Annotated in this window: 11 protein-coding genes; 3 read left to right on the top strand and 8 right to left on the bottom strand. The window is 35.2% G+C overall.

All coding sequences use genetic code 11. The features are described 5' to 3' along the window. Window positions 1-556: 556 nt before the first annotated feature. The 3 genes from QSV08_RS01950 to QSV08_RS01940 all read right to left on the bottom strand — a co-directional run bounded on the left by QSV08_RS01950 (window position 557) and on the right by QSV08_RS01940 (window position 3924). Complete coding sequence (locus QSV08_RS01950) at window positions 557-2332, bottom strand: type IX secretion system membrane protein PorP/SprF (RefSeq protein ID WP_324026094.1); 1776 nt, start codon at window positions 2330-2332, stop codon at window positions 557-559. Window positions 2333-2398: 66 nt separating this feature from the next. Beyond that, entirely contained in the window at window positions 2399-3625 is a 1227-nt protein-coding gene (locus tag QSV08_RS01945) for a TolB family protein (RefSeq protein WP_324026092.1), read from the bottom strand. A 155-nt stretch (window positions 3626-3780) separates the two neighbouring features. Further along, a complete protein-coding gene (locus QSV08_RS01940; RefSeq protein ID WP_166638607.1) occupies window positions 3781-3924 on the bottom strand; it encodes a hypothetical protein in 144 nt (47 codons plus the stop codon). A gap of 238 nt (window positions 3925-4162) precedes the next feature. Between QSV08_RS01940 and QSV08_RS01935 the strand changes: the two genes are divergently transcribed. Further along, the gene (locus QSV08_RS01935; RefSeq protein WP_324026090.1) at window positions 4163-4615 is read left to right on the top strand and encodes a ferritin-like domain-containing protein; all 453 of its coding nucleotides are present in this window, start codon (window positions 4163-4165) and stop codon (window positions 4613-4615) included. A gap of 57 nt (window positions 4616-4672) precedes the next feature. On the opposite strand, the gene hpf is transcribed toward QSV08_RS01935, so the two are convergent. From hpf to sbnA, 5 genes are all read right to left on the bottom strand, one after another. Continuing rightward, window positions 4673-4975, bottom strand: a complete 303-nt coding sequence (gene hpf / locus QSV08_RS01930; RefSeq protein WP_324026088.1) for a ribosome hibernation-promoting factor, HPF/YfiA family — start codon at window positions 4973-4975, stop codon at window positions 4673-4675. A gap of 95 nt (window positions 4976-5070) precedes the next feature. Continuing rightward, entirely contained in the window at window positions 5071-5469 is a 399-nt protein-coding gene (locus QSV08_RS01925; RefSeq protein WP_324026086.1) for a VOC family protein, read from the bottom strand. Window positions 5470-5562: 93 nt separating this feature from the next. Next, a complete protein-coding gene (locus QSV08_RS01920) occupies window positions 5563-7050 on the bottom strand; it encodes a Y4yA family PLP-dependent enzyme (protein WP_324026084.1) in 1488 nt (495 codons plus the stop codon). Further along, entirely contained in the window at window positions 7007-8815 is a 1809-nt protein-coding gene (locus tag QSV08_RS01915; protein ID WP_324026082.1) for an FAD/NAD(P)-binding protein, read from the bottom strand. Before QSV08_RS01915 ends, QSV08_RS01920 begins: the two co-directional genes overlap by 44 nt. Window positions 8816-8823: 8 nt before the next feature. Next, window positions 8824-9828, bottom strand: a complete 1005-nt coding sequence (sbnA, locus tag QSV08_RS01910) for a 2,3-diaminopropionate biosynthesis protein SbnA (protein WP_324026080.1) — start codon at window positions 9826-9828, stop codon at window positions 8824-8826. 309 nt (window positions 9829-10137) lie between these two features. Between sbnA and QSV08_RS01905 the strand changes: the two genes are divergently transcribed. Then, window positions 10138-10602, top strand: coding sequence for a (2Fe-2S)-binding protein (locus tag QSV08_RS01905; protein WP_324026078.1), 465 nt, complete (start codon window positions 10138-10140; stop codon window positions 10600-10602). Between the two features lie 46 nt (window positions 10603-10648). Beyond that, entirely contained in the window at window positions 10649-12853 is a 2205-nt protein-coding gene (locus QSV08_RS01900) for a xanthine dehydrogenase family protein molybdopterin-binding subunit (protein ID WP_324026076.1), read from the top strand. Window positions 12854-12920: the final 67 nt, after the last annotated feature.

Genomic DNA, 12920 nt, shown 5'->3' with positions numbered 1-12920 from the left:
AGTGTATGCTATACGTTCACTTTTACATATATAATGACAAATAATGCCTTGAAGAACAATCAAAATATTTAGATCGTACTTCGCAATTGTTTAGTAAAAATTAAATCAAAAACGGATTACCGCTAGTGAATCAATTCTGAAAACTGTGGCGTTTGCCAAACTTTGGATTAATGAGATTTCGGAGTTCTAAAATGATAGAAATCTTGTGAAGAAAAAAATGTGTTTTGAAACCGGAATTTAGTAGGTAAAATTCATTCATGGTTGTGGGGGGATTTGGGGTTATACAATTGGGTTTGAATCTATTTGGTGATCGAAATATAGATATTAATGTAATATACCCGTTGAAAACATAAGAATTTTCGTTCAAATACAACCTTTTTATAAAAAATAAGGTAATTCATCGATAGTTAACGTAAAGTTAAAACCGAGAATCACCACCAATGTAAACCAAAAAATAAAGGAGGGAACCCAGTTATCCCCCCGGACAACAACCCCTCCTTTTATTGACAATTCAAATCAACCATATAACCGTAACGGTTTATAGATTTTTAATATGTTACTCTATACTTATATCATCATCTTCAAAAGTATTAGATGCAGTAGCCGTTGTTTCGCTTACTTGCATAATCCATTTCTCTTGATTGTATTTTCCATTTAAATCTGTACTTGCTGCCATTTGTGCATCGTTCTTGTAATCGTAATCTGCTAAGTACACATAATACAGACCGTTTTCTTTATTGTAAAATTGCTTTGGATCTAATCCTTTTTCGCGCAAATCTTTCATAAAAGCATTCATATACTTTGTTTGACTATATACATTTGCAATTACATAGTAACCAGAATTCATATCGATAACATCAGCATCTACCATCATTTTCACCGGTAATTCTTTAAAATTATCTCTTGTAGACGGAAATTCTTTAAAATTGGCTCTTCTTGAAGAAGTGGTCGTTGCAACTGTTGCTGCTGTAGTTGTGGCAGCAAAAGCATTTGCAGGTTCTGTTACAAAGTCAATAGCATCATTATTTAAATCATTAGATGCATAAGAAGTGTTTTCTTCTACACTAAAGTCTTGTAAAGAGCTCTTGATCGTGGTATCAATATCATTACGTAACATTCTAACAATTAATTCAAATCGTTCTTCAAATGCTGCTATTCGTTCAATTTCAATAGAATCTTGACGTAGAATCAACTCATCTAAAATAATTTTGTTCTCATATGCTAAACTACTTCCCGAAGCCGTAGAAGTTGCATTAGCTGATGCATCTTGTTTTTTACGACCCGATTTTCTAGCGCTATCTCTTTCTTCAATTAAATGAGCTATCTGCTCTTCATAATTACGTACTATATTATCTATTTGATTGTCTGATGAGTTATCGGCAACTGATATCGCCAAATCATCATCTTTAAATTTGTATGCTAAAGTGATTTCATGATTCCAACCTAAATTGGCATCTTCACTTGATAAGTCTTTCTCCATTAAATAACCTAAAGACATTTTATCACTTAAGTTAAAACCAACACCTGCCGCTACTCCATACTCTTCATCTACCGTTGTTTGTAACCATCCGTAGTTTGGCATATCTAATAATAACGATCCAAAGTAATATAAGCTACCATCATAATTCTGACCCACTTGCGCCATTGGCATTAAACGAGCATCTGTAAAAAGACCCCTTGAATGCTCAAATGAGTGTGTATACTGAACAGAAGCCTTTACACTCTTTGTAGACAATTCGGTTAAAAATTCGTTCGTTGTTTGATTGTATTTAAAAAGGTCTTCTGCGTAGAATCCGAAATCGAATTTACCTAACGATAAGTTCATACCTGGTTGTATGGCAATTTTACTTTCTTTTCTTGCATCTGCCAATTGAGGGTCTTCTTCACCAACGATTATTCTATTTTTATCTAAACCTTGATTAAAATAGGTAACGTTCGCACCAAAGGTTAATACCGACTTCGCTCCTAATCGTACTGCCGATGCGTAGTTGGCATTAAAACCAAATTCTTGAACAACACCAGACCATTGACTGTAAACACCAATACCTACAGCAGTATGGTCATTTAATTTGTTGCTAAATCCTAGAAAATAGTTTTGACTATTATCATCGAAGGTTGCATATTGATTTCTGTGTAGAATGTTTAAATATGATTTGTTCTCACGTACCAATGAAAACGTTGGGTTTATAAAAAACCTATTGAAGAATAATTGGTTGTGGTACGTACTGCTTGATCCTAAGTTTGCATTGGTTTCTTGACCTTTTACTGTTTGGACAAGAGCCAATAAGAATAAAGCAATAAGTAAACTATTGATTTTATACGGACTTTCCATAACGATTGATTTAAATGATTAGAATTGAATTTGTCAAATGAATTGGGGGAAATGAATAATGGGTGGTTATTCATCTTCGAAAACAGAACTTGAATACTGCGTTCGTCTATCTGAGTTAAAGGCTTCTAAGAAGCGATCGTCTCTATCTTTATCATTTATAGGCTTATCACTTAAATTAAAAGCTACATTTTGTGTATGCTTGCCTTGTGCCATTCTATTAGACACTACATAACCAGAACCATCGCTTTGTAAAAGGTTTACCGAGTACTCGTCATATGAGCTATTAATGGTATTACCCATGTTTACAGCTAGACCAACACTACGTTGCCCAACTTCTACCATGTATACATCTAAGCCACCGTAACCATCTCTACCGTCTGACGCAAATACCAAACTACCATTCGAAACAGGATTTGGAAGAACGTCATTCTTTGCTGTATTTACTTTTGAACCTAAGTTTTTCGCTTGACCCAACATTCCGTTTTTTTGAATTGTTGCTACATAAATATCATACTCACCAAATGTACCTGGCATATTAGATGCGAAAAACAAACGACTACCATCTGGCGAAATTGCCGGATGTTTTGCAGAGTAATCACTAGGGCATACAGCTACTTCGGTAATTTTCTTCCACTCACCACCAACTTTATCGGCTTTGTAAATTTTGTGTATTTCTTTCTTTTTTGAGAACATACCTGTTGTAGGTTTTTGGTATGTTGTTTTACTGTAGTAGGCAGTATTTCCGCCATTTGTTAACGCTACCGGTGGGGCATATTCACCAGTAGTTTTTACAGGGGCAGCATTATTTGCCGCAAACTCTTTAGTAGTACCTTGATCATCCCAAGGTAAAAAGTTTCTTCTGTTATTAGAGGTAAGACGAGATGGCACAACTGCGCGTGTCATTTTATAATCATCTTTAACTAACTCTGTCCAGTTTTCATCTGCTAACTCATTCTGTACTTCTTTACCTAATTGAGAAACGGCATGGTCAAATCTTTTCTGATAGCTTCTTTTTAAAGTACCATCAGCAGAGATTTCCATCAATCTACCATACCAGTATAATGCATTTGCATATTTTTTGGTCAGGAAATTAGCATTACCTAAATCTTCAAAGATTTCTGCATCAGAAAAACCAAGTGTCTTTAACTGATTATAATTCTCTGTACGGTTGGTTACTTCTTCAACCTTTCTTTGTTGAAAACTTGTACCGTTGTCATTGTAGGCCAAATCTTGGCCATAGCCCATGGTTGCCATGCAAGCAAACAAAAGGCTGATTTTAATTGAATTGTTCATGTTACTAGATTTTGGGGATTAATACTCCAAAGGTCTTGCAACTCATTCAATTGGTTATTAATAAAAATTCATAGGTTTTTAAAAATTTGATAAACTATTCAATAGATAAATCACTATAAATACCTTAAAATCAATTATTTAAATAAAATATTGAATTATTTTCGAACCTGTTTATTTTTTCTTTTATCTGAAATGTAGGTGTACCCTAAATATGCCAATTGTAAACCTACAGCTGCCATTTTCAATTTTCTACTTCTTACTAACATTTTCGCTACTCCAAATAGTGGTGATAATCCCATAATCTCATTTTTATTGTTCCCGTCCAAAATAATATTAAACCAAAATTAAACTTAGCTCTATCCGTATAAAATATATTCTAAAAACCATAAGTAACACTAATGATTACGGTAGTTTACAAATTATTGAATAGAGCAAAACAACTATTTTTTATAGCTAAGCTTACTGCTTTAATGCCTGTATCTTAGTAAAAGAAAATTTATTTAATCAAAGGCGTTAGCGCCTTATAAAATTTAAAATATGAATACTGATATAGCAAAAATTGAAGACCATTTAAAAGACTTGGTAAGTAAAAATGAAGATGCCATCAAAGGATTTGAAAAAGCATCTGAAAATTCTAAACAAGTAGGAATCAAAAGTTACTTTGAGAAAAAAGTTATTGATCGCATGCAGTTTTTAAGAGAACTTAGAGCATCGGTGCCAGAATTAGATTTAGGTAGCGTAGAAATTGAAGGTAGTGCAGCCGGTACATTACATAGAACTTGGATGGATGTAAAAGCATTTTTCGCAGAAGATAATGACGAAGCAATGTTAGAAGAAGCTGTTAGAGGCGATAAAGCTGCAATTAATGATTATGATAATGCACTTGCAGAAGTTATGATGCCACACCGTTTAAAAGAAATCATTAGAGCGCAAAAAGAATTTTTACAGAATGATCTAGAAACTACCGAAATTTTAGAGCATCACAGATAATAGAATCCCCTAAAAAGTAAAAATCCCTTGCAATTGCAAGGGATTTTTTTATGCTTATTAATAAGTTTTCAATTTGTCTTTTCGCTTTTTTAATTGGCGTTCTAACTCGCTCACAGACTCAATAACCGATTCTTCAAAATTTTGATTACTGGCTTCGGCAAAAATTCGTGGTCCTGGCAAGCTTAAACGTATGTTGCAAATCATGCCTGTTTCATCTGATGATGTGTTTTCTTGTTTCAAAAATACATCTGCTCGAATAACATCATCAAACTTCTTATGAAGTTTATTCAACTTCTCTTCTGCAAAACTTTCTAATCTTTGACTAGCGGTTACGCCGTCATATTCATAAATAATATCCATAATTTTCTTTTTATATAATAATCGAGATAAACCTCTAAATGAGGTTCATCTCGATAGTTCTTACTTAATTTTATAATTCTCTTATTTGTAAATGCTTACTTATCTACATTTACCATCCATCCAATTCCGAAGCGGTCTGTGCATCTACCAAAATGTCCCCATTCTCGCTCTCTAAATTCGTGGTGTACTTGACCGCCACTCGATAAATCGCTGAATAGTTGTTTTCCTTCTTCCATATCATTCGTGTCTACACTCATGTTAATCTGGTTACCATTGTTCAATGGTGTATCGGGCGAGGCATCGTATGCCATAAAGTGTACGCCTTTACCTTTTAACTCTGCGTGTTGTAATTTTTGACGGAACGATGATGGGACATCAATTTTCTTTTCCTCGTATGTTTGTCTATTCTTTATTTCTGCGTTGAACAAATTTGAATAGAAGCTCAATGCTTCTTGACAGTTACCGTTGAAGGCTAAATATGCTTGTATTTTCATGATATATTGTTTTTATACAATTTACCCATTACTCTAAATTCCCCTTGTCTTAAAACACTTAGTTATTGATGCATTTCGAAATGCTATTTTAATTTATTCTAACACTATCTTATTATCATCAATAAACTGAAAAAATGATAGTTTCTCATTTGACCCCGTAAATAGCAAATTTGTAGACAGTTCGAAAAGGTGTGCTTCGGTTTCAAAAAAGTGCATCATATAACCTGCTGTATTTACAAAAGCTACATACTCCCCTATTTCTGGTAATCTTGGTAGAGTAATTTTTCGTTTTAACAACACATCTCTTTCTAAACAATAGGCTCCGGTAAAAAATACATCAACAGACTCATCTTCCTTTACTTCTGAATTATACAACATATACGGATCCAATAGAAAATCGGAGCTAGAACTCATCATCTGGCTCATATTCATTTCTAAGCCCACCAACCATTGACCTTTGGCATCTTTTTTTCTATGGATGACTTTCGCTACCGTCATACCTACTTGATCTAATAAAGAACGACCTGGTTCAATACGGATTTCAATCTCGTTTTGAAGCAATAAAGAAGCCACCGATAATCCGGATGCATCATCCATAAAATCTAGCACTTCTCGCATAAAAGAACCTTTATTTATATTATTGAAATAAGGGTAGGTATTCAATTTTCCTCTCAGCTCACCATCTTCTAGTCTAAAACCTAGTCCATTATCATTAAAAGTAATATCATTATGCTGTGTTAACACAGCTTCCTTTAAATTTTTATTGAAGCTCGACCATTGCTTTTCATCCTCTAAATAGTTCATTAAAATACCACCACCTATATCAATAAATGAAACCGAATATCCTTTTTCTTTTAAGGTTGAAACAATCTTTATACTAGCTATTAAACTTACACTTCGCTGATAGGTAGAATAACTATCTAAATGAAAATGAAGTCCGGTTACTTCTAATAAATTAAAAGTTTTGTTCTCACCTACATAAGAGCCTATAAAATCAACAACCTCAACTACATCAAAGCCAAATCGACTATATAGCTTTTCTCCATCAACATTAAATCCGCTAATGCGAAAACCTACATTTGCTTTTTTACCAATTCTTGCAGCAACGGCTTGCGTTAACCTACACTCATCTTCATTATCTAAAATAATAGGTACGCCTGTGTTTATAGCTAACTCAATTTGAGCCTCTGTTTTTATAGCCGCTGTCAATACTAAATTTTCAGAATTTCCGCCCAACGATAATGACTGTTCCAATTCTTTAAAACTGGCAGTATCTACACCTATGCCCGACGCAAATGCTTGCTTTACCAAACCTTTAGATTTGTTCGCTTTTCTAGCGTAGAAAATTCTATATTTTAATCCGTACGATTCAAAAACCTGCTTGTAGCTTTCGCAATTTTGATTGAAAGACGGTAAATGATGTACGTTTATTGGCGAACCATAACGTTCAACCAACCCTCGTAACACTGCTTGATCATTGAACAGTTCATGCATCCAATTCGAGGTAATCGGTGTTAGTTCATTCTTAGGTTTTCCTTTATAGTACATTTTCTGTTCTATCATAATTTTCTGTTCTTCCATCTCTTTTTAAAATTGCAGTGCACGTTTCTTTTGCCCAGTCTGTTGCAAAATCGTTTCTAGTTCTTGACAAGGTGTCATTATCGCACGTGATACCTTCTGTTGGCGTACCATAAAAAGTAATATCCTTATTCACGATTCCTGTTCCCGAAACCGGATTTCCCTTGTCATTTATTTCTAAACAGCCAGGCATATAATTTGTATTCTCGAACTCACGTATAAGTCCGTTTTTACTTAAATTTTGATATAGTTCGTTTTCAAAGCCACTTTCTTTTGCTCTTGCTATTGTAGCATTTATCAAATAGTTTACTTCAGTTGCTTGCCCGTTTTCTACCTGTATAGTAAAATTATTGTTCTCACTATTTTGTGTGACATTTGCCGATTTTACATACGAGAAATCTAAAATTCCTGCTTTGCATAATGCTAATATTTTTTGCATATTCTTAACTGGTGGACCGTAAGACAATCTATTGAAGAGTCCGAAATAATAGGTATCGAATTCCTTTTGAGATTCTGCATCTAAGCCTCCAAAACTATAGAGTTCATTGAATATCGGACTTATTTTTCGCCACGTAGCGACTGCTGCCATAAACGGACTTTTATCTTCACCCAGTTTTGCTGCATCGATTAGAAACTCGACATAAACTTGTAGTACTACAGATGATAAAATAGGCTCGTCTTTAAACGGATTTACAATAGTTTCCCAATTGAAAACCGGAGTCTCAGGGTAATCTTCATGAAAATATTGAGCCTGATTTTCCATCACCGTAAAATCTTTATCATAGTAAAACTGATGTCCCTGGTTTTTGAACAAAACACTATAGAATGCGTAATAAAACTCCTTTTGTATTATTGGTAAAAGGGTACTATTAAAACTAATAGGTTTATTCCCTTTCAAGTCTTGAACTACTTCTTTTGTAAAAAATTGAAGTCTTGTTTCTAAAGTTGGTGAACCATTTCTGGGCACCATGGGCAAACCTGTTCTTGAGAACGTATATATTTTATAAGGCTCTTTTTCTGATGGAATATATTTTAAAATTCCCTTATCATTCTTTTTAAATGTACCTCCTTTACCCTCGGTCAATGCTAAAATTGCATCTATAGCGGTTAATCCGAATCCTTTTATAGCCACTAATGATTGCGGTGTAACCGGACTCAATTTTTGATCCGTCGGATAAATAAAATCAATCTTATGATCTGAAATTACACTTTCAGGTTTATGAGATTTAAAGGAATGGTGACCGGTTGTAAATAGAGCATTGTTACAAGCAATAACATCTTGCTCCCCGCTTTTCCTATCCGTATAAAATACTTGATAATTTTCGTTTTGCTTTATCATATCGGTAACCTTACCAATATGAGTAAACACCTTCACATTCTTTGGTAATTGTTCTAATACCAATTGATAACAATCTGCCAAATAGCTACCTACTAAAGCTCTAGGAGCATACTTACCCGCAGCTGCCTCGGCGTGACCTTTTGCTGTCAACCATGTTACAAAGTCTGGTGTAGAACTAGCTATTGAAAAAGGCTCTTTTAATACCCAACTATTGATATTACGGTTGGCATAATTCATTATTAAATACGCTGGCTGATCTGTTCTATATACATCGCCAGATGCCAAAAAAGCTGTGTTGTTGAAAATATGAACTTCTATCGACTTTAAAATTTTAGCTTCATTCAAATAAGCTATCAATCTTTCAAAACCATAAAAACCCTTAGGTCCGAAACCTATAATTCCAATCTTATATATTGTATCGTAGTCCATAAATTTATTTACCACCCACCAATTGGTGTAAATGCGTTTCTACTTTCTGGAAGTTTATTCAACAACCACTCTTTGTTATAAATAGTATCTAAATAGCGCTCTCCACGATCACATAAGAACAGTGCACAATTACTACCTTCTTCAATATGCTTACTATACTTTTTTACGGCACTGATCATACCACCAGAAGAACCGCCGCATAAAATAGATTCGTTTTCTAATAATGACCAACAGCCTCTTGCACAGTCTACATCATCTACATAGATGTAATCATGAATTTTATTCGTATCTAAAAATTGAGAAGGTACCCCTGCCCCATGACCAGGAATTAATCTTTTCAATGGCGGACCACCAAAAAGCACACTCCCTACCGCATCAACCGCAATAATTTTAGTGTCAAGATTGTTTTCATGAATATAATCTGCACAACCCATTAAAGTACCACAGGTACTGGTTGCCACAAATAGGTAATCTAACTTTCCATGTAGAGAATTCATCATCTCTGTCATCGTTTTATGATGCGTTAACGGATTGTCTTTATTGCCATATTGATTCGACCAAAAACTATTGGGTATACTAATTAATAGGTATTGAACCCTTTCTAATCTTGCTGCTAAAAAACCGCCATTATCTTTTGGTTCGGTAACTTTTTCTATGCGAGCACCATATGTATTCAGAATTTTTTCGGTGTGCGAATTTAATTTCGGATCTACTACCACAATCAACTTAAGACCATAATATAAACATGCCTGCGCCAAACCTACCGCCATATTACCTGAGCTAGATTCTATTACTGTATCTCCTTTTTTAATTCTACCATCAGCAAGAGCTTGTTGTAAAATAAAAAGTGACGTTCTATCTTTAATACTTCCGCCAGGGTTTGCAGCTTCTAGCTTACCAAAAAGGTTGAATTTATTTTGTTTAAAAATTCTATTGAGTTGTACCAAAGGCGTATTGCCTATAGTATTTATTATGGATTCAGAAACAGTTTCTGATATATGTTGCGTAATCATCGTCTAATATTTTTAATCAAAATGCCCTTTAAAAAGCATCATGTAATTCTGTGTGTTAAAAATACTTAGGTCACCATAAAAGGAATATCACAATAGAATTTTTAAATAACTCTTTTCGTTTTATATCCTAAAAGAAATCTTTGACAATCAATTGAAAGAACGAACGATGACCAACAAAAACTGGTTATAATCTTATCTCGTTGGATTTTAAAAATGAATAATAAAAATTTGATAATTTATGATTCATTGCTCCCATTTACTCTAAAAAAATTCCTAATTTCATGGGACTCAAACAAATAGGAAAAACGAATGGCAAATTTCAGTTTAAAAGTTAATGGACAAACCCAAGAAGTTGATGTAGATCCCACTACCCCAATGCTTTGGGTATTACGGGATCATTTAAAATTGGTAGGCACAAAATTTGGTTGTGGTATTGCACAATGTGGTGCATGTACCGTTCACTTGGGCGATAATGCTGTACGTTCTTGCCAACTACCAGTTTCTGCGGTAGGCGAACAATCGATTACTACAATTGAGGGACTTTCTGAAAACGGAGATCATCCGGTTCAAAAGGCTTGGTTAGAAGAAGATGTATACCAATGTGGCTATTGCCAGGCCGGTCAAATTATGAATGCTAGTGCCTTTTTAAAACGAAACCCTAATCCTACTGATACTGAAATTGAAGATGCTATGAACGGTAATATCTGTCGTTGTGGTACTTATACGCGAATTAAGAAAGCAATTAAAAATGCTTCAAGTATTTCTAACGCGTAATTATAAGCCCACAATTTTGGGATTTTAACCTTCAAAAAAAACACAAATGACATTCATTAAAACAACATATAATAGACGTTCTTTCTTAAAAAGCGGTTCGCTTGCCGGTGGCGGTATGATTTTAGGCTTCAGTTGGCTAGCATCATGTAAACCAACCCCTGAGCAAGTAAGCAACATACCAAAAGAATGGTTCGATATTAATAGCTTTCTTAAAATTGGAGATAACGGCATGGTGACGATTATGTCGCCTAATCCAGAAATAGGACAGAATGTAAAGACCTCTATGCCCATGATCGTCGCAGATGAACTTGGTGTAGATTGGAAAAATGTAATCGTTGAACAAGCGCCTTTAAATACCGATATTTTTCAAAGACAATTGGCAGGTGGTAGTCAATCTATTCGTGTTGGTTGGTCAGGTTTAAGAATGGCAGGTGCTACTGCAAGACACATGTTAGTTGCCGCAGCTGCCGATACTTGGCAGGTTGATGCTTCTGAAATTACAGTTGTTGCCGGAGTTATAAGTCACACCGCATCAAATAATTCAGCCGGATTTGGTGACATGGCTTCAAAGGCAGCAACGATGCCTGTACCTGAAGAGGTAAAACTTAAAGAGACAAATGATTTTGATATCATTGGAACGGATAGACGTAATGTTGATGGTCCAAATATTATAACCGGAAAGCCTTTATTCGGAATAGATATTCAAGAAGAAGGTATGATGATCGCCATGATCGTGCATCCACCTGCGTTTGGTATGACGTATAAATCGATGAATGCCGATGCCGTTAAATCTATGCCAGGTATTAAAGACGTTTTCCCTATTGATGTATATAAAGATGATACGGAGAAACAATGGTCTGATGCCGGTGGTATCGATAAGCTTGTAGCTATTGTAGGCGAATCTACTTGGCAATGCATGCAGGCTAAAAAAGCATTAAATGTGGAGTGGGAAGAATCTTCGGCTTTAGAAAGTACAGAAGGGCATGATGCAGCATTGACAAAATTATTGAACACTTCTTCTAAACAACCTGCTCGTAAAGATGGTAATGTAGCTAGTGCATTTAAAAAAGCAGATAAGGTTATAGAACGCACATACAGTGCTCCTTTTTTAGCGCACAATACTATGGAACCTATGAACTTTTACGCAGATGTTACTGCTGAAAGAGCTTTGTTCAACGGACCAATACAAACTCCTGAGTTTTTAGAAAAGACCCTGGCTTCTAGATTAGGTATGCCTGTGGAGAAAATTGATATTAAAATGAGCCGTATGGGTGGTGGATTTGGTCGTCGTCTATATGGAACTTTCGGTGTGGAAGCTGCGGTAATTTCTCAACACATGAAAGCACCAATAAAATTGGTGTATACACGTGAAGATGATATGACCCAAGGTACATACCGCCCAACATATAAAGTAAAGTATAAAGCAGGTTTAGATAAAGAAGGTAATTTAATTGCTTGGCATGTTAAAGGTGCGGGATCTAATGACGATTTGCTTTTTGAAAATAGATTTCCGGCAGGTGCTGTCGATAACTACCTAGCTGAAAAATTCAGTTTAGAAACCAATGTTACCACAGGGGCGTGGCGTGCACCACGTTCTAACTTTGTTGCCGGTGCAGAACAAGCATTTTTAGATGAAGTTGCTGAGACTGCTGGTAAAGACCCAATAGAATTTAGACTAGAGCTATTTGATAGAGCAATTAAAAACCCTGTTGGTGAACCTGAAAAGAACGATTACGATCCAGTGCGTTATGCAGGTGTTCTTAAATTAGTGAGAGATAAAGCTGGTTGGGACGGAAGTAAGAAAAACGGTGCCGCAAGAGGTGTTTCTGCTTATTACTGCCATAACTCTTATGTTGCGCAAGTTTTAGACCTAGCAACAGATACAAAATCACCAAAGGTTACCAAAGTATGGTGTGCCGTAGATTGCGGAATTGTCATTAACCCTATGGCTGCTAAAAATCAAATTGAAGGAGGAATCATCGATGGTATTGGTCACGCTACCTATAGCGAAATGACTTTTGAAGATGGTAAACCTCAACATAAGAATTTTGATACCTATCGCCTAATACGACATAAAGAAGCACCGAAAGAAATTGAAAGCTTTTTTGTGGATAATGGAATAGATCCTACTGGTTTAGGAGAGCCATCTTTGCCTCCGATTATCGGAGCTTTGGCGAATGCCCTTTATAAAGCTACAGGTCAAAGACATTACAATCAACCATTTATTACTGAAAAATCGGTAATTGGCTAACGCCCTTATGCTATTGTAAAATGAAAACGCCGAAATCTATGATTTCGGCGTTTTCTATTTTGTAACT

It is taken from the genome of Maribacter sp. BPC-D8, from assembly GCF_035207705.1.
Taxonomy (GTDB): Bacteria; Bacteroidota; Bacteroidia; order Flavobacteriales; family Flavobacteriaceae; genus Maribacter.
This window is presented reverse-complemented; position numbering and strand designations above follow the sequence as displayed.

Bases quoted from the DNA above. Each gene is read 5' to 3' on its own strand.
- QSV08_RS01950 (WP_324026094.1), bottom strand. From the start codon at position 2,332: ATGGAAAGTCCGTATAAAATCAATAGTTTACTTATTGCTTTATTCTTA.
- QSV08_RS01945 (WP_324026092.1), bottom strand. From the start codon at position 3,625: ATGAACAATTCAATTAAAATCAGCCTTTTGTTTGCTTGCATGGCAACC.
- QSV08_RS01940 (WP_166638607.1), bottom strand. From the start codon at position 3,924: ATGGGATTATCACCACTATTTGGAGTAGCGAAAATGTTAGTAAGAAGT.
- QSV08_RS01935 (WP_324026090.1), top strand. From the start codon at position 4,163: ATGAATACTGATATAGCAAAAATTGAAGACCATTTAAAAGACTTGGTA.
- hpf (WP_324026088.1), bottom strand. From the start codon at position 4,975: ATGGATATTATTTATGAATATGACGGCGTAACCGCTAGTCAAAGATTA.
- QSV08_RS01925 (WP_324026086.1), bottom strand. From the start codon at position 5,469: ATGAAAATACAAGCATATTTAGCCTTCAACGGTAACTGTCAAGAAGCA.
- QSV08_RS01920 (WP_324026084.1), bottom strand. From the start codon at position 7,050: ATGGAAGAACAGAAAATTATGATAGAACAGAAAATGTACTATAAAGGA.
- QSV08_RS01915 (WP_324026082.1), bottom strand. From the start codon at position 8,815: ATGGACTACGATACAATATATAAGATTGGAATTATAGGTTTCGGACCT.
- sbnA (WP_324026080.1), bottom strand. From the start codon at position 9,828: ATGATTACGCAACATATATCAGAAACTGTTTCTGAATCCATAATAAAT.
- QSV08_RS01905 (WP_324026078.1), top strand. From the start codon at position 10,138: ATGGCAAATTTCAGTTTAAAAGTTAATGGACAAACCCAAGAAGTTGAT.
- QSV08_RS01900 (WP_324026076.1), top strand. From the start codon at position 10,649: ATGACATTCATTAAAACAACATATAATAGACGTTCTTTCTTAAAAAGC.